This window comes from Nonomuraea sp. NPDC001636 (assembly GCF_040298265.1).
In the GTDB taxonomy this organism is placed as follows: Bacteria; Actinomycetota; Actinomycetes; order Streptosporangiales; family Streptosporangiaceae; genus Nonomuraea.
In genome coordinates, this window is the sequence record NZ_JBEOZT010000029.1 from 12,098 (window position 1) to 29,668 (window position 17,571).

The window sequence follows — 17,571 nt, forward strand, 5'->3', positions numbered from 1 at the left end:
GAGCGGAACAACCGGGTCAGGCCGTGGGCACGACCTGGAAGCCCTCCGCGTAGTGGCCCTCGCCGAAGCCGGCCTGCTCGGCCCAGGCGGCGAAGCGGCCACGGACGAAGTCGACGAAGCCCTCGACGTGGGCGACCTGGCTGACGTGCGACTGCAAGGCCGCGAGCTTGCGGTCCATGACCGCGGTGACGTCCACCCAGTGGTTGGGGGTGGGGCCGCCGTTCAGCCAGACCTCCCTGACCGTCCACGCCTCCAGGCCCTCCTCGCGCAGCAGCTCGGGGAAGGCGTAGGGGTTGCGGGCGTCGGGGTAGACCGCGTCGAGCGCGGCCCCGCCCACGGCCCGGTGGTCGGGGTGGCTGGGGGCGACGAACTGGTAGTTGCGGTCGGGGTGGTGGGTGATGACCAGGTCGGGGCGTACCTGGCGGATCACCCGGGCGATGTCGCGCCGGAGGTCGAGCGAGGGCACCACCCGGCCGTCGGAGTAGCCGAGGAAGCGCACGTCCGTCACGCCGACGGCCTTGGCCGCGGCCAGCTGCTCGGTCCTGCGGAGCTCGGCCATGCCGGAGTTGTCCAGGGTGCGCTCGTTGCCGCCGGCGTCACCGTCGGTGACGAGCAGGTACGTGACCTCCACGCCCCGCTCCACGAACAGCGCCACGCTTCCCGCCGCCGCGAAGTCGACGTCGTCGGGATGCGCGGTCACGACAAGTACCCGGTTGATCTCGGCTTCCGGCAGCATGGCTTCCCTTCCTGGACCCTGTACGGAGGACAACCGGCACCCCGTCGGAGGCATTCCGGGCGCCGTTTGTCGGTGGCGCGTCTTAACCTAGGTGGGTGCCGACCCAAGTCTCTGTTGACCACCCCTTGCTCGACGGCCTCAACCCCCAGCAGCGCGAGGCCGTGATCCATCATGGCAGCCCCCTGCTCATCGTGGCGGGGGCGGGGTCGGGGAAGACGCGGGTGCTCACCCACCGCATCGCCTACCTGCTGGCCGAGCGCAACGCGCATCCGGGCGAGATCCTGGCCATCACCTTCACCAACAAGGCCGCCCGGGAGATGAAGGAGCGCATCGACAAGCTCGTCGGGCCGCGTTCCAAGGCGATGTGGGTGATGACGTTCCACAGCGCCTGCATGCGCATCCTGCGGCGCGAGGCCAAGCGGCTGGGCTTCCCGTCCAGCTTCTCGATCTACGACCAGGCCGACTCCCAGCGGCTGATGGCGATGGTCTGCAGGGAGATGGAGCTCGACCCGAAGCGCTACCCGCCGCGTTCGTTCTCGGCGCAGGTCAGCAACTTCAAGAACGAGCTGGTCGACTACGAGACCGCGCTCGATCGGACGGGCTCGCACCTGGAGAAGACGCTCGCGCAGGCGTACAAGGCCTATCAGCTCAAGCTGACCGAGGCCGGCGCGATGGACTTCGACGACATCATCATGAACACGGTGACGTTGTTCCAGCTCTTCCCCGAGGTGGCCGAGCACTACCGGATGCGCTTCAGGCACGTGCTGGTCGACGAGTACCAGGACACCAACCACGCCCAGTACATCCTGATCCGCGAGCTGGTGGGCCATCCCGAGCTGCGCACCGCCGACGGCGACGTCGTGCGTTCGGGCGCCGACATGTCCGAGCTGTGCGTGGTGGGCGACGCCGACCAGTCGATCTACGCCTTCCGCGGCGCCACGATCCGCAACATCCTGGAGTTCGAGCGCGACTACCCCGACGCCCGCACGATCCTGCTGGAGCAGAACTACCGCTCCACCCAGAACATCCTGGCCGCGGCCAACGCGGTGATCGCGCGCAACGAGGGCCGCAAGCCGAAGAACCTCTGGTCCGACCAGGGCGACGGTCCCAAGATCGTGGGCTACGTCGCCGACAACGAGCACGACGAGGCCATGTTCGTGGCCCAGGAGGTCGACCGGCTCAGCGACGAGGAGGGCGTCAAGCCGAGCGAGGTCGCGGTGTTCTACCGCACCAACGCCGCCTCGCGCGTGTTCGAGGAGATCTTCATCCGCACCGGGCTGCCGTACAAGGTGGTCGGGGGCGTGCGCTTCTACGAGCGCAAGGAGGTCAAAGACCTGCTGGCCTACCTGCGGGTGCTGGCCAACCCGGCCGACGTCGTGTCGATGCGGCGCATCCTCAACGTGCCCAAGCGCGGCATCGGCGAGCGGGCCGAGGCCATGATCGAGGCGCTGTCCTCGCGCGAGCGCATCTCGTTCTGGGACGCGCTGCGCCGGGCCGACGAGGCGTACGGCATGGCGACGCGCTCGCTCAACGCGGTGCGCGAGTTCGTGGCGATGCTGGAGGAGCTGATCGCCAAGGCCGAGGGCGTGCCGCCGTCGACGCTGGCCGAGGAGATCCTGGTGGCCACCGGCTACCGCGCCGAGCTGGAGGCCTCGGAAGACCCCCAGGACGAGTCCCGCCTGGAGAACCTCAACGAGCTCGTCTCGGTGGCCTCGGAGTTCGAGGAGGCCAACCCGGAAGGCACGCTGGTGGAGTTCCTGGAGCAGGTGTCGCTGGTCGCCGACGCCGACCAGATCCCCGACGCCGACGGCGGGCAGGGCGTCGTCACGCTGATGACGCTGCACACGGCCAAGGGGCTGGAGTTCCCGGTCGTGTTCCTGACCGCGATGGAGGACGGCGTGTTCCCGCACGTCCGGTCGCTGGGCGAGCCGAAGGAGCTGGAGGAGGAGCGGCGGCTGGCCTACGTCGGCATCACCCGGGCGCAGAAGCGGCTCTACCTCACGCGGGCGGCGGTGCGCAGCTCGTGGGGGTCGCCGTCGTTCAACCCGGCCTCGCGGTTCGTCAACGAGGTGCCGGGGCAGCTCATCGACTGGCGTACCGACCCCGAGAAGTCGGCGTGGAGCGCGGCGACGCGGCGGGAGCCGGCTGCGCGGCCGGCGCCCAGGAGCGGCGGGTCGCGGCAGATGTTGTCGCTGACGCCCGGCGATCGGGTGACGCACGACAAGTGGGGGCTCGGCACGGTGGTGGCCGTGGACGGGGTGGCGGAGAAGACCAAGGTCAAGATCGACTTCGGCGCCGACGGGGAGAAGACGCTGCTGCTGGCGTACGCCCCCCTGGAGAAGCTCTGACCCCTGAGGGTCAACGGGCGCCCACCTCTCGACGGAGGCCGGGCGCCCGACGGCGCGGGGCGGATCAGGGGGGTGGCGCATCTGGTTTGCGGCGGTGAGGGCAGGGCGCCTGGAGGCGGCCCTGCCGCTCTGCTTCCGGGTCAGGGCTTGAGGGCGCTGCCCTGCTTCCACTGGGTCCAGTTGAGCTGCCAGTAGCTCCAGCCGTTGCGCCAGTCGAGCTTGCGCTTGGTGCCGGTGATCTTGACGACGTCACCGCGCTGGGCGATGCCGTAGAACCACTTGGCGCCCTGCGGGGTGGCCCGCACGCAGCCGTGGCTCTGGTTGGAGCGGCCGAGGTACTGGTAGTAGCCGGCGCTCTGGTGCACGTACTCGCCGCTGTCGGAGATGCGCACCGCCCAAGGGATCTCCTCCTTGTAGTAGCGCGGGTCCTTGGGGTCGGTCACCCCCATCCAGGACGACGTCATCGTCTCGACGGACTTCTTGCCCATGGTGAGGTGCACGCCGCTGGTGGTGAGGTAGACGTCCACGCCGTTGCGCATGAGCCCGCCGCGGCCGGCGCTGATCGCGATCTTCTTGGCGATCCTGCCGTCCCGGTAGACCTTCATCTGGTGCCTGCGGGTGTCGACGACCGAGATGTTCGCGGTGCCGACGGCGAAGCGGCGGGTGACGTCCTCGGCCTTGTTGCCGGGCAGCTGGCTGAGGCGCGCGGTGAACAGCACCTTCTGGTGCGGCTTCCAGTACGTCTTCGTCCGGTAGATGACCTTGCGGGCCGACACCCAGCGCCAGGCGCCCTCGACCGGTTTGTCGGCCTGGACCTCCAGCAGCGCCTCCACGGCGGCCTTGTCCTTCACATCCCGGTCGAACGTGACGATGATCGGGAAACCGACACCGACTTTCTCCGCCGTCTCCGCCATGGGCGTGATGTCGGCGATGTCGAGCTTGACCTTCTTGGCCGGAGCCGCGACGTGGGCAGCCGCGGCGACGCCCACGGAGGCGGTCGTCCGGACCGCCGGGGCCTGCGAGGCTGGCACGCCTTCTGCCGAACAGGCCGCAGCCGAGACCAGTGCGACCATGGCAAGCAACCGGGGGACGCGATTCAAGGGGGTTACTCCTGGATTATGTGCTTCTCCTTCCATGTGTGACTACTGAGACGCCTGATTCGTCTACCGATCGCCGTAACGACCTTGTAACGGTCCAGAGGGCAAGGTCAGACGAGGCGGCGCGCGGTGGCCCAGCGGGACAGCTCGTGCCGGTTGGAGAGCTGGAGCTTGCGCAGCACGGACGACACGTGCGTCTCCACGGTCTTGACCGAGATGAACAGCTCCTTGGCGATCTCCTTGTACGCGTAGCCGCGGGCGATCAGCCGCAGCACCTCGCGCTCGCGCTGGGTCAGCGAGTCGAGCTCGGGATCGATCGAGGGCGCCTCGGAGGAGGCGAAGGCGTCGAGGACGAACCCGGCCAGCCGCGGCGAGAAGACCGCGTCGCCATCGGCCACCCGGCGGATGGCGTCGGTGAGCTCCTTGCCGCTGATGTTCTTGGTGACGTAGCCGCGCGCGCCGCCCCTGATGACGCCGATGACGTCCTCGGCGGCGTCGGAGACCGACAGCGCGAGGAAGCGCACCTGCGAGCCGGTGCTGAGGACGCGGCGCAGCACCTCCTGGCCGCCGCCGCCGGGCATGTGCACGTCGAGCAGGACCACGTCGGGCTGGTGCTCGGCGATGGCCTTGACCGCCGTCTCGACGTCCTCCGCCTCGCCCACGACCTCGATCGAGTCGCCCAGCTCCGCGCGTACGCCGGATCTGAACAGCCGGTGGTCGTCGACGATCAACACGCGTGTCATTGCTTGTCCACCTTCATCGTCAGCATCACTTCCGTGCCCTCGCCGGGCTCGGTGCGGACCCTGGCCGTGCCGCCGTGACGTTCCATTCTCCCGATGATGGACTCCCTGATGCCCATTCTGTCGAGGGGCACCGACTCAAGGTCGAAGCCCTTGCCGCGGTCCTTCACGAAGATGGTCACCTCCAAGCCCTCCACCTCCGCGTAGACGGAGATGGCCGGGCTCTCAGAATATTTCGCCGCGTTGACCATCGCCTGCCTGGACGCCGCGAGCATCGCCGCCAGCTTGCCCTGCGGGTCGAGGTCGATGTCGCCGACGCAGACGACCTCGATGGGCACGCCGTGCGAGTCCTCCTCCTCGGCCGCGATCCGGCGGACGGCGGCGGCCACGGTGGCGTCGGCGTCCTGGGCGGGCTGGTAGAGCCAGTTGCGCAGCTCGCGCTCCTGGGAGCGGGCCAGCCGGGTGACCTCGCGGGGGTCGTGGGAGACGCGCTGGATGAGGGTGAGGGTGTGCAGCACCGAGTCGTGCACCATGGCGGCCACCTCGGCGCGTTCCTCCTGCCGGATGCGCTCGCGCCGTTCGAGCTGCAGCTCCTTCCACAGGCCGGCCAGCCAGGGCGCGGCGATGACCGCGATGCCGCCGACCACGACGACGGTGAACAGCAGACCGGGCCTGGCCTGGGCCAGCTCGCCCTGGGCGTACAGGAAGCCGGCCGCGCCGATGACGACCAGCGTCACGCCGAGCAGCGTGCGCACCCGGTTGGTCCGGATGCTCTTGGTGGCGCCGCTGACCCAGTTCTTGCGGCGTTCCGGGTCGGCCTGCTGCCACAGGATGAGCGCGCCGATGCCGCCGACGGCGAACGGCAACATGCCGATCCCGCCCTTCGAGGCCCCGGTCAGCCAGCCGAACGCGGCCAGCGCCACGCCGATCGCGCTGAACGCGGCCAGCTGGCTCCAGTCGCGCTGCGGCGGCGGCCCCTCGTACGGCTCCCGCGGAGTGATCATCCACAGCACGGCGTACGCCACCATGCCGACCCCGTCCACGACGCTGAGCAGCACGAACATCAGCCTGATCACGACGGGATCGAGGGAGAGCTGCGCCGCCAGCCCCTGGGCCACGCCGCCGAGCAGGCGGCCCTCCATGGGGCGGAGCATCCGGCGATAGGGTCGATCGCCGGTGGGCTCGGCAAGTGTCTTCTGGTCTGCCATAACATCGCCATCGTCACATGTCGCGGGCACTTCGGGCATCAGGGAACAACCCCCAGGGTCGAGTCAGGGGTCTCCCGGATGCGGCCACCCCGCCCGACGGTCCACGATGGTTCCATGACAGAAGCTCCGCCCAGGCAACCCGCCGCCCCGCCCCGGGAGCTGCGACGCAGCAGCGAGGGGCGCTTCCTCATGGGTGTCTGCGCCGGTCTCGGGCGGCACACCGGCATCGACCCCGTGGTGTTCCGCGTGGCGTTCGCCGTGCTCCTGCTCGGTTCGGGCATCGGGATCTTCCTGTACATCGCGGCCTACCTGCTGATGAAGGAGCCCAACGGCGGGCCGGGGATCATCGAGCAGTGGACCCGCCGCGACCTCGACGCCGAGGCCGTGATGGCGCTGCTCACGGCGGTGCTCGGGTTCGGCCTCGCGCTCAACCTCGCGACCGTCTGGCTCGACACCGGCACGCTGGTGGTCGGCGTGCTGCTGGCCGTCTCGCTGCTCGCGGCCCACTCCAGAGGCGTCGACCTGCTGGGGCTGGCCCGCTCGATGCCCGAGCGGCTCGGTCGCCGGCGCTCCCCCGACGCGGAGCCGTCCGCGCCGCCCTACGCGCCGCCCGCGTCCGCACCTCGGGTGCGTCCCGCCGAACCCGGCTGGTCCGGCCTCGGCGACACCGTGGCGGCCCACCCCGAGTCCCCGGCCCCGGCCCCGGCCCCGGCCCCCAGGCTGACGGCCGCCGCGCACGCCGAGGCCGTGGCCGCGCGGCTGCGGGCGATGTCGGCCGGCCGGCAGGCCGAGACGCCCCGTACGGACCGGCCCGAGACCCCTGAGGCGGGACAGGCGGAGGCCGGCCGGGCCGAGATGTCGAAGATCGAGGCCGCACAGGCGATGGAGTCCGCCGGCGCCGTGACGGCGGAGCACCAGCTCCCCCGCGACGCGACCCGCCAGGAGCGGACGCCCGGCACAGAGGCCCCTGAGGCCCCTGAGGCCCCGAAGACGCAGGTCGAGGCCCCGCAGCCGCAGCCGCGGCCGCAAGCTGAGGCCCAGGCGGCGTCGCGGCAGGAGCCGCCCGCCTACCGCCCCCAGCCCAGGACCGCGATCGACTACAGCGGCTACGGCGAGCCCTTCGCCCCGAAGGGTCCCTACCGCCCGCTCGACCCGGCCAGGCGGCCCGGCCAGTCGCCCTACGACCCCGCACTGTACGGCCGCCCGGCCCCCGCCCCGGCACCCCGGGCCCGACGCCCCAAGTCGTTCATCGGCGTCATCACCATCTTGCTCGCGATCATAGTGGGAGGGATCGTCGTGGCGGTCCAGGCCAGGTCGGCCGCGGGCGTGAGCCCGACCATCGTCGGCGGCGCCGTGCTCATCACCATCGGCGCCGGGCTGCTCATCGCCGCCTGGTGGGGCCGCGGCGCCGGTCTCGTCGCGGCGGGCACCACGGTCGCGCTGCTGATCGGCGTGGGGCTGATGCTGGGCGGCCTGCCGCGCAACTTCGGCGACTCCACCTGGTACCTGACCAAGCCGTCGGAGGCGGGCAAGGTCTACGACGTCGGCGTCGGCGACGGCCGGCTGGACCTGACGGAGCTGAAGGCGCTGCCGGGGACGAGCCTGACGTTCGACGCCCGGGTCTCCGTGGGCGAGCTGACGGTGATCGTGCCGCCGACGGCCAGGGTCGAGGTGCACGCGATGAACAAGGTCGGCGACATCAAGGTCGACCAGTCGATCAGGGGCGGCGTGGACGTCAAGTTCGACAAGGTGCTGGAGCCCGAGGTCAGGTCCGGGGACGAGGAGTTCACGATCGTGCTGAACCTGCGGGGCGGCCTCGGCGACATGGAGGTGCGGCGTGGCGCGTGACGTCGAGCGGGTCCGGCGCCTGCACCGGACCGACTGGATGGCCCTGCTGAGCGGCACGTTGTTCGTGGTGCTCGGCATCCTGGTGGTGACCCGCGTGCTCACGGACGCGCTGGTCCTGGTGGGGCTGACCGTGGTGGGGCTGGCCTTCGCGGGGGTGGTGGCGATCATCGCTCGGGTGGTCCGCGGCAAGTAACCCTTGACCGGGAAAAACACCGGCGTAGTTTCGGGTGTGTCCGCCTTTCCCCCTGCTCCTGAGGGAGGACGTATGCCCCGAATCACCGTCACCGTCGACGGGATCAAGTACGAGGAGGACGTCGAGCCGCGGCTCCTCCTCGTCCATCTACTACGTGAGCGGCTCGGCCGGACCGGCACCCCGGTCGGCTGCGACACCAGCAACTGCGGCGCCTGCACGGTGCTGCTCGACGGCAAGAGCGTGAAGAGCTGCTCCGTGCTCGCCGTGCAGGCCGACGGCGGCGACGTCGTCACCGTCGAGGGCCTGGGCGCGAACGGGTCGATGCACCCGATGCAGCGGGCCTTCCACGAAGAGCACGCGTTGCAGTGCGGCTACTGCACCCCCGGCATGGTCATGGCCGCGATCGACCTGGTCCGTGAGGACCCGGAGCCGTCGGAGGAGTCGATCAGGCACGGCCTGGAGGGCAACCTGTGCCGCTGCACCGGCTACTGCAACATCGTGCGCGCGGTGAAGCGCGGCGCGCAGGAGATGGGGCAGGCGGTGAGGACGCAGTGAGCGAGCTGAGCCCCGAGGCCGTCGCCGGGCAGATCGCCGGCAGCGGCCAGATCAACGAGCCGGCCGGCGTGCACGAGGTGGGCCGGCCGCGCCGGCGCAAGGAGGACGCCAGGCTGCTGACGGGGCGTACGCGCTGGACGGACAACCTCTCCAGGCCCGGCACGCTGCACGTGATGTTCCTGCGCAGCCCGATGGCCCACGCCCGGATCACCCGCGTGGACGTGTCGGCGGCCCGCGGCCTGCCCGGCGTGGTGGCCGCGTTCAGCGGCCAGGACTTCGCCGCCGAGCAGGGCAGCCTGCCGTGCGCGTGGCCGGTGACCGACGACGTCGTCATCCCCGACCACCCGCCGATGGCCACCTCCGAGGTCCGGTACGTCGGCGAGGCCGTGGCCTGCGTGGTCGCGACCGACCGGTACCGGGCGGCCGACGCGCTGGAGGCCATCGAGGTCGACTACGAGCCGCTGCCCGCGGTGCTCGACATGACCGAGGCGCTGTCGCCGGACAGCCCGAAGGTGCACGAGGCGGGCAACCAGGCGTTCTCCATGAAGATCACCTCGGGTGACATCGACGCGGCGTTCGAGGGCGCCGCCGTCGTCGTGGACCGGACGTACGTGCAGCAGCGGCTCATCCCGACGGCGATGGAGCCGCGGGCGGTGCTGGTGGACACCGACGGCGACTCGTTCACGATGTGGACCTCCACCCAGATCCCGCACATCCTGCGCGTCATGCTCGCGGTGGTGACCGGCATCCCCGAACACGACCTGCGGGTGATCGCCCCCGACGTGGGCGGCGGGTTCGGCTCGAAGTTGCAGGTCACCGCCGAGGAGGTGCTCTGCCTGCTGATGGCGCGCCGGCTGGGCCGCCCGGTCAAGTGGACGGAGTCCCGCTCCGAAGGCAACCTGACCGTGCACCACGGCCGCGACCAGCTCCAGCACATCCGGCTCGCGGCCGACGCCGACGGGCGCATCCGGGGCCTCCAGGTCGACCTGCTGGCCGACATGGGCGCGTACCTGATGCTCGTGACGCCGGGGGTGCCGCTGCTCGGGGCGTCCATGTTCAACGCGATCTACAAGATGGACGCCTACGAGTTCGGCTGCCGGGGCGTGTTCACCACCAAGATGCCCACGGACGCCTACCGGGGCGCGGGCCGTCCTGAGGCGACGTTCGGCATCGAGCGGACGATGGACGAGCTCGCCGCCGAGCTGGGCCTGGACCCGCTGGAGGTGCGCCGGCGCAACTGGATCAGGCACGAGGAGTTCCCGTACACGACGATCTCGGGGCTGACCTACGACTCGGGCAACTACGAGGCGGCCACGGAGCGGGCGCTGTCGCTGTTCGGCTACGACAAGCTGCGGGCCGAGCAGGCCGACCGGCGGGACCGGGGCGATCCGGTGCAGCTCGGGATCGGGGTCAGCACGTACACGGAGATGTGCGGGCTGGCGCCGTCGAGGCTGCTCGGGGCGGCCAGGTTCGGGGCGGGCGGCTGGGAGCACGGCTCGGTGCGCATGCTGCCGACCGGCAAGGTCGAGGTCATCACCGGCACGTCCCCGCACGGCCAGGGGCACGTGACGGCGTGGAGCCAGATCGTGGCCGACGCGCTGGGCGTGCCGTTCGAGGACGTGCGGGTGCTGCACGGCGACACGGCCGTCGCGCACAAGGGCATGGACACCTACGGCTCGCGCTCGCTGGTCGTGGGCGGCATCGCCGTGCTCCAGGCGTGCGAGAAGGTCAGGGAGAAGGCCAGGAGGCTGGCCGCCCACATGCTGGAGTGCTCGCCCGACGACCTGGAGTTCGACGGCGGCGTGTTCAAGGTGCGCGGCACCGGGTCGGGCCGCACGATCCAGGAGCTGGCCTACGCCGCGTTCCAGGCGCACGACCTGCCCGACGGCGTGGAGGCGCGGCTGGACTCCGAGGCCACCTTCGACCCGGACAACTACTCCTTCCCGCACGGCACGCACCTGTGCGCGATGGAGGTGGACACCGAGACGGGCATGACCAGGATCCGCTCGTACGTGGCCGTGGACGACGTCGGCAAGGTGGTCAACCCGCTGATCGTCGAGGGCCAGGTGCACGGCGGCATCGCGCAGGGCGTGGCGCAGGCGCTGTTCGAGGAGGCCGTCTACGACTCCGAGGGCAACCTGCTGACCACGACCATGGCCGACTACCTGCTGCCGTCGGCGGCGGACCTGCCGTCGTTCACCACGGACCGCACCGAGACCCCCGCGACCGGCAACCCGCTGGGCGTCAAGGGCGTCGGCGAGGCGGGCACGATCGCCTCCACCCCGGCGGTGGTGAACGCGATCGTGGACGCGCTGCGGCCCTACGGCGTCGGCGACATCCGGATGCCGTGCACGCCCGAGCGTGTCTGGCGAGCGCTGGAAGGAGCGCGGCGATGATCCCCGCACCGTTCGACTACGTGCGTCCCGACTCGCTCTCGGCGGCCTGCGCGGAGCTCGCCGCCGACGAGGACGCCAAGGCGCTGGCCGGTGGGCAGTCGTTGCTGCCGTTGTTGCGGTTGCGGCTGGCGTATCCGTCCAAGCTGGTGGACCTCGGGCGGCTGCCCGGCCTGAACGGCGTGCACGACCGGGGCGACCACGTCTTCATCGGCGCGCTGGCCACGCACGACGAGGTCATGCGGTCGCCGGTGGTGAACGCCGGCGCCCCGCTGGTGGCGCTGGCCACGGCCAGGGTGGCCGACCGCGCGATCAGGCACCGGGGCACGTTCGGCGGCTCGCTGGCGCACGCCGACCCGGCCGGTGACCTGCCGGCCGTGGTGCTGGCGCTGGACGGCGTGATCGTGGCCGCGTCGGCGGGGGGCGAGCGGGAGATCCCGGCCGCCGAGTTCTTCGTCGACTACCTGGAGACGTCGCTGCGCGCCGGGGAGATCCTGGTCGGCGTGAAGCTGCCGAAGCTGGGCGAGGGCTGGGGCTTCCACTACGAGAAGTTCCACCGGACCGCGCAGTCGTGGGCGATCGTCGGCGTGGCGGCCGCGGTCAGGCGGGCCAACGGCTCGATCGCCGAGGCCAGGGTCGCGCTGACGAACATGGGCCCGACCCCGGTGCGCGCCCGCGCGACCGAGAACGCGTTGCGCGGCGTCGAGCTCGGCGACCGGGTGCGGCAGGCGTGCGAGGAGGCGGCGGAGGGCACCTCGCCCCCCGCCGACCTGCACGCCCAGCCCGACTACCGCCGTCACCTGGCCCGGGTGCTGACCCATCGGGCAGTGCGCACGGCCGCCGGGACCCCCTGAGTGAGGCGGGGGCGCCTCTTCCGGGCGCCCCCGCCCCGACGTAGTGTCGCAACCAACCTCGGAAGGAGCGGATCGATGGCGATGCGGTTCGAGCACGAGTTCACTGTCCCGGTTCCGGTCGAGCAGGCGTGGGCGGTGCTGCTCGACGTCGAGCGGGTCGCGCCGTGCCTGCCCGGGGCGACGCTCGACATCTTCGAGGGCGACGAGTTCACCGGCCGGATGAAGGTCAAGGTCGGCCCGATCACCGTCACCTACCGGGGCTCGGCCAGGTTCGAGGACGTCGACAAGGATTCCCACACGCTGGCCATCCAGGCGTCGGGCAAGGAGGCCAGGGGCTCCGGCACGGCCTCGGCCACGGTCAGGGCGCGCATGACGCCGGCCGAGGGCGGCACGTCGGTGGCCGTGGAGACGACGTTCAACGTGACCGGGCGGCCGGCGCAGTTCGGGCGCGGGGTCATGGCCGAGGTCGGGGCCAAGCTGATCGACCGGTTCGCCGGCAACCTTGCCCAGCTGCTCTCCGAGCCCATGGTGGAGCCGGTCGCACCCCAGGAACAGCCCCAGGAGGAGGAGCGGCACCTGAGCGCGGTGACCGTCCCCGAGCCGGACGTGCGGCCCGCGGGCACGCTGCGGACCTCGCGCACGCCCGACGAGGAGGCGCTCGACCTGATGGAGATCGCCGGGCAGCCGCTGCTCAGGCGGCTTGCGCCGATCGCGGGCGGCCTGCTGGCGCTCACGATCCTCATCTGGGTGGTTCGTCGCCTTATGCGCTGATTTTCAGCAAAAACAGCATAAAGTCCGGTCACTCCCCGCTATCGGGGGGAAGTGCCATTCCCGCAGGTCATTTCTGGGGGGACATGGGCATGCCGGACTGCAGCGTCGTCGTGATCTCGTACAACGACGCGGCCCGCCTGCCCAGGGCCGTGCGTTCGGTGCTGCGGCAGACGTTGCGCGACCTGGAAGTGATCATCTCCGACGACGCGAGCACGGACGGCACGCCCGAGGTGGCCGCGCGGCTCATGGCCGAGGACCCACGGGTGCGCTACCTGCGCAGGCAGAGCAACAGCGGCGGCTGCGGAGCCCCGCGCAACGACGGCATCGACGCGGCCAGGGCGCCGTACGCCATGTTCCTCGACAGCGACGACGAGCTGCCCAGGCACGCGTGCAAGAGCCTGCTCACCGAGATCGAGCGCACCGGCGCCGACTTCGTGTCGGGGCAGATCTCCCGGCTGTTCGAGCGGGACGGACGGCTGCGCCCGTACTATCCGTCGTTGTTCGCCCGGCGGCGGGTGGTCGAGGGCATCCGCGCGGAGCCCGAGCTCTTCCTCGACTCCTTCAGCACCAACAAGCTCTACAACGTCGCCTGGCTGCGCGACAACGTGCTGCGCTTCCCCGAGGACATCTACTACGAGGACCACGTCTTCGCCACCGAGCTGTACGCGCTGGCCCGCCGGTTCGCGATCGTGCCGTGGGTGGTCTACCACTGGCACCGGGCGAGCTCGAACGAGTCGATCTCCCTGAGCATCGACGAGATGGACAACGTGCGGCAGCGGGTGATCGCGGCCCGGCTGAGCGACGACATCCTGCGCGGCTACGGCGCCCACGACCTGGTGCCGCACCGGCAGTACCGGTTCCTGCGGCAGGACCTGCGGGTCTACCTCAATCCGCTGCCCGCGCGCGACCTGGTGTGGGTCAAGGAGTTCGCCTCGGTCGTGCGGCCGTACCTGGAGGAGATTCCCGGCGCGGTGTTCGACCGGATCGAGCCGATGGACCGGGTCTGCTGCCGGCTCATCCTGGACGACCGGATCGAGGACCTGCGCGTGGCGGCCGGCTCGCTGACCGGCCCGCGGGCCGCGCCGCGGGCGGCAGTGCAGGTGGACGGCCGCACGTACTGGGGCACCACGGCCGCGCCGGGGCTGGACATCACCGCGCTGCGCCTGGCCGAGCTGCCCTACACCGACTCCCGGCTGCGGCACGAGGTGACCGGCCTGGCCACGAACGGCGAGCGGGTGCGGATGACCGTGCGCACCTACGACCCGTTCGGCGTGCTGCCGGCCGAGTGGGACGCCTTCCTGGAGGCGGGCCGGGAACGGGTGCCGATCCAGCCGGTCCCCTCGGACGACGGCGGCTACGTCAGCGAGGTCGTCTTCGCGCCCTGCGGCAGGAGCGACCCGCGCATCGGCTTCCGGCGCCGCTCCGACGGCCACGTCACCACCGACCGGCTGATCGTGGACCCCAACCTGGAGCCGATCGAGCTGCCCGGCTGCACGGTGAAGGCCGAGGGCTACGCCGCCTACCTGTGCGTGCGCACGCATTCGCGCACCCGCTCGGCGCTGCGGCGGGCGCGGCGGCTGCTGCTCAGCAAGCTCAACACGCCGCGCGCCAAGCTGTGCGCGTACAAGCTGCTGATCAGGGTGGTGCCGCGGCGCGACGACCTCGCCCTGTTCGAGTCGGACGTCGGCAAGGGCTACAACGGCAGCCCCCGCGCCATCTACGAGGAGGTGCGGCGGCGCGGCCTGCCGATCGAGGCGGTCTGGTCGGTCGCCAAGGGCCGCAAGAACTTCCCCGCCGACGTGCGGCTGGTCCGCCGGGGCAGCTGGCGCTACCTGTGGACGATGGCCCGCGCCGGGATCTGGGTGGACAGCCACGGCTTCCCGCTGGACTACCCCAAGCCGCCCGGCACCCGCTACCTGCAGACCTGGCACGGGCAGGGCATCAAGTCGATCGGCTTCGACGCGCCCGACCTGCGCGGCGACTTCGACCGGCCGCGCGAGCAGTGGCGGGCCGCCGTCGCCCGGTGGGACGCGCTGGTCTCACCGAGCGCCGAGTTCTCACGGGTGTTCCTGCCCTCCAACGGCTACGACGGCAAGGTCTACCGGTGCGGCACCCCGCGCTGCGACGCGCTGGTGCGGGCGGAGGCGGCCGGCGACGTGCGGGCCCGGCTGGAGATCCCGCCGGGGCGCAAGGTCCTGCTCTACGCGCCCACCTACCGCGACCGGGACAGGACGAGCGGCCGTTCGGTACGCGCCGACCTGGACCTCATGGCCGCGGAGCTGGCCGGCGAGTGGGTGGTGGTGCTGCGCACGCATCCGGTCGAGAAGTACGACCCGCCCGAACGGCTCAGGCACTTCGTGCGGCCGGCCGCGTCCTATCCGGAGATCAACGACCTGATGCTGGCCTCCGACGCGCTGCTGACCGACTACTCGTCGGTGATGTGCGACTACGCGCTGACCGGCCGGCCGATGGTGTTCCTCATCGACGACTGGGACGACTACCGGCTCTCCGAGCGCGGCGTCTACCACGACCTGCCCGCCATCGCCCCGGGCCCGTGCGTGACGACCACGGCGGAGCTGGTGGACGTGCTGCGGAACCTGCCCGAGGTGCACGCCGCCTTCGCCGCCAAGTACGCCGCCTTCCGCGCCCTGTGGTGCGCCGACGAGCACGGCGACGCCTCCGCCCGCATCGTGGACGACTTCTTCGAAGGGCGCACGCGATGACCGTCGTCTTCGCCTGCCTGGACGCCGACACGCTCGGCGGCGTCCAGCAGGTCACCCACACCCTGGCCCAGGGCCTGGCGGAACGCGGCCACGAGGTGCACGTCGTCGGCCTGCACCGCGCCGCCGCGCCCTTCCGCTACGTGGACCGGCCGCTCTACCGGCAGCACGTCGTGGGCGGCCCGCCCGGCGAGCAGGGCCCGCTGGCCAGGCGGGTGGCCGACCGCAGGGTGAAGGAGCTGCTGCGCGGCGTGCGCCCCGGGTACGCGGTGCTGACGTCGCCGTCGGTGGTGGCCAGGCTGTCGGGGCTGCTGCCCGCCGGGTTCCGCTCGATCGGCCAGTACCACGGCTCCTACGGCCACGCCCGCGACTGCTGGCACCTGGCCTCGATCAAGAAGCACTACCCCGACCTCGACCAGGCGCTCTTCCTCAGCGACGACGACGCCTGGGCCTTCGCCGAGCACGCCCTGCTGCCCAACGCCTGGACGCTGCCCAACCCGCTGGGCGCCTGGCCGCGGGAGACGTCGGCGCTGGACGTGCCGCGGGTGCTGGGCGTGGGGCGGCTGGAGGGCGTCAAGCGGTTCGACCGGCTGATCAGCGCGTTCGCGCGGGCCGAGGCGCCGCCGTCCTGGGAGCTGCACCTGATCGGCGACGGCGCGGAACGGGAGCGGCTGCGGGCGCACGCGGCCCGGGAGGGCGTCGCGGACCGGGTGGTCTTCCGCGGCCTGGTGCCCGCTCGTCGGATGCGGGAGGAGTACCTGAACGCCTCGCTGGTGGCACTGACCAGCGAGCACGAGGGCCTGCCGGTCGTGCTGCTGGAGGCGTGCGCCCACGGGGTGCCGTCGGTGGCCTTCGACGTGTCGGGCGGCGTGCGCTCGGCGGGCCCGGTACGGGTGCCGCCGGGGGACGTGGACGCGTTCGCCGCCGAGCTGGCCGCGCTGATGGGGTCGGCGCCGGAGCGGCGGCGGCTGGGGGCCGCCGCCCGGGCACGGGCCGAGGCGTTCCGCCTCGACCACGTGCTGGACCGCTGGGAGCGGCTGTTCGCCCACATCGAGCGCTAGACGGTCACCTCGGGACGCTGCTGCGGGATGCCGGCCAGCGACTTCTGCGTGGAGGTGAGCAGCGCGCCGACCGGGCTGGGCTCGCGCAACCGGTTGAAGCGGTCCCGCATGGCCTTGCGCGACCGGCTGGCCTTGCGCTTCTGCATGGTCTTCTGGCAGGCCGTCACGTGCTCCTTGGCCGGCCTGGGCGCGCCGGTCAGCTCGTACCCGTTGGCCTGGAGACGCTCGCCGAGGACGTGCTCGCAGAGCGCGATCTCCCAGTCGTCCAGGCGGTTGGCCCAGCTCCCGACGCGGCTGCGGGTGACCTCGCGGTGGGTGTTGCTGTGCCAGACCTTGTGCTGCGGTACGGCCTGGACGGCGGCCTCGCGGGGGGAGATCATCGACGGCGCGAAGTCCTCCTCCAGGAAGTGGCAGAGCTTCTTCATCTCGGTCATCGGGTCGTCGGTGAGGTCTTCGTAGCGCAGCTCGTAGTAGGTGTCGTCGGGCAACGTGCGCCGCAGCCGCTCGCCGGCGTCGATGGCCTCGGCCCAGGTGGAGATCGCGTGGAAGGAGTCCAGCGTGTACCAGGGCATCTCCTTCAGCGAGGCCACGCAGTCGCGGCCGTCCCTGATCAGGTGGATGAACTGGGCGTCGGGGAAGAGGCGCAGCAGCAGGTCGGTCTGCTTGACGTAGCTGGGCCTCTTGTCGCCCCAGCGGGCCTTGTCGAAGCGGTCGGCGTACATGCGGAAGGCGGTGCCGATGACCGAGCCGAGCGAGCCCGGCCCCTCCACGGCCTGCCGGATGAACTCGTCCTTGTCGATCTTGAGCTCGCGGAACTTCGTGCTGCGGTCGGTCGCGATCCACTGCGCCAGTGCCTTGCGCCGCTGGGGGACCCGCAGGTCGCCCCATGTGCGGCGCCGGTAATAAGCGGGAACGAGGAAGCGCGTCTCCGGCGGCACCGCCATGCGCGGGTGCGAGTGGAGCATGAGCTGGAGCATCGTGGTGCCGGATCGCGGGCATCCAATGACGAAGACTGGCCGGTCGGACATTTCGTACTAACCCCCGAAA

Annotated in this window: 14 protein-coding genes; 9 read left to right on the forward strand and 5 right to left on the reverse strand. The window is 71.4% G+C overall.

What is annotated here, in order from left to right; translation table 11 throughout:
• Nucleotides 1-16: 16 nt before the first annotated feature.
• On the reverse strand, nt 17-736 hold the full coding sequence (locus ABT158_RS39915) for a PIG-L deacetylase family protein (protein ID WP_352362720.1): 720 nt from the start codon (nt 734-736) through the stop codon (nt 17-19).
• Nucleotides 737-831: 95 nt separating this feature from the next.
• On the opposite strand from ABT158_RS39915, the gene pcrA reads away from it, so the two are divergent.
• On the forward strand, nt 832-3,084 hold the full coding sequence (gene pcrA, locus ABT158_RS39920; protein ID WP_502911607.1) for a DNA helicase PcrA: 2,253 nt from the start codon (nt 832-834) through the stop codon (nt 3,082-3,084).
• Between the two features lie 140 nt (nt 3,085-3,224).
• Here pcrA and ABT158_RS39925 read toward each other — a convergent pair whose 3' ends face one another.
• From ABT158_RS39925 to ABT158_RS39935, 3 genes are all read right to left on the reverse strand, one after another.
• The gene (locus tag ABT158_RS39925; protein ID WP_352362722.1) at nt 3,225-4,115 is read right to left on the reverse strand and encodes a L,D-transpeptidase; all 891 of its coding nucleotides are present in this window, start codon (nt 4,113-4,115) and stop codon (nt 3,225-3,227) included.
• Nucleotides 4,116-4,291: 176 nt separating this feature from the next.
• Nucleotides 4,292-4,924, reverse strand: a complete 633-nt coding sequence (locus tag ABT158_RS39930) for a response regulator (protein ID WP_352323887.1) — start codon at nt 4,922-4,924, stop codon at nt 4,292-4,294.
• Nucleotides 4,921-6,129, reverse strand: a complete 1,209-nt coding sequence (locus tag ABT158_RS39935) for an ATP-binding protein (protein ID WP_352362724.1) — start codon at nt 6,127-6,129, stop codon at nt 4,921-4,923. The genes ABT158_RS39930 and ABT158_RS39935 overlap by 4 nt, the downstream gene beginning before the upstream one ends.
• A gap of 114 nt (nt 6,130-6,243) precedes the next feature.
• Here ABT158_RS39935 and ABT158_RS39940 point away from each other — a divergent pair, with 114 nt between their 5' ends.
• The 8 genes from ABT158_RS39940 (at nt 6,244) to ABT158_RS39975 (ending at nt 16,524) form a co-directional block, all read left to right on the forward strand.
• Nucleotides 6,244-7,977 (forward strand): PspC domain-containing protein, encoded by a 1,734-nt coding sequence (locus ABT158_RS39940; protein WP_352362726.1) that lies wholly within the window; start codon nt 6,244-6,246, stop codon nt 7,975-7,977.
• Entirely contained in the window at nt 7,967-8,170 is a 204-nt protein-coding gene (locus tag ABT158_RS39945; RefSeq protein ID WP_352362728.1) for a hypothetical protein, read from the forward strand. Before ABT158_RS39940 ends, ABT158_RS39945 begins: the two co-directional genes overlap by 11 nt.
• Nucleotides 8,171-8,242: 72 nt before the next feature.
• Nucleotides 8,243-8,725: a (2Fe-2S)-binding protein gene (locus tag ABT158_RS39950; RefSeq protein WP_352362730.1), complete on the forward strand. Its 483-nt coding sequence runs from the start codon at nt 8,243-8,245 to the stop codon at nt 8,723-8,725.
• A gap of 50 nt (nt 8,726-8,775) precedes the next feature.
• On the forward strand, nt 8,776-11,121 hold the full coding sequence (locus ABT158_RS39955; RefSeq protein ID WP_352362913.1) for a xanthine dehydrogenase family protein molybdopterin-binding subunit: 2,346 nt from the start codon (nt 8,776-8,778) through the stop codon (nt 11,119-11,121).
• Nucleotides 11,118-11,972, forward strand: a complete 855-nt coding sequence (locus ABT158_RS39960; protein ID WP_352362732.1) for an FAD binding domain-containing protein — start codon at nt 11,118-11,120, stop codon at nt 11,970-11,972. The genes ABT158_RS39955 and ABT158_RS39960 overlap by 4 nt, the downstream gene beginning before the upstream one ends.
• A gap of 75 nt (nt 11,973-12,047) precedes the next feature.
• Nucleotides 12,048-12,743 (forward strand): SRPBCC family protein, encoded by a 696-nt coding sequence (locus tag ABT158_RS39965; protein ID WP_352362734.1) that lies wholly within the window; start codon nt 12,048-12,050, stop codon nt 12,741-12,743.
• A gap of 89 nt (nt 12,744-12,832) precedes the next feature.
• The gene (locus tag ABT158_RS39970) at nt 12,833-15,466 is read left to right on the forward strand and encodes a bifunctional glycosyltransferase/CDP-glycerol:glycerophosphate glycerophosphotransferase (protein WP_352362736.1); all 2,634 of its coding nucleotides are present in this window, start codon (nt 12,833-12,835) and stop codon (nt 15,464-15,466) included.
• A complete protein-coding gene (locus ABT158_RS39975) occupies nt 15,463-16,524 on the forward strand; it encodes a glycosyltransferase (RefSeq protein WP_352362738.1) in 1,062 nt (353 codons plus the stop codon). The genes ABT158_RS39970 and ABT158_RS39975 overlap by 4 nt, the downstream gene beginning before the upstream one ends.
• Here ABT158_RS39975 and ABT158_RS39980 read toward each other — a convergent pair.
• Entirely contained in the window at nt 16,521-17,552 is a 1,032-nt protein-coding gene (locus ABT158_RS39980; RefSeq protein WP_352362740.1) for a sulfotransferase family protein, read from the reverse strand. The genes ABT158_RS39975 and ABT158_RS39980 overlap by 4 nt on opposite strands.
• Between the last annotated feature and the right edge of the window lie 19 nt (nt 17,553-17,571).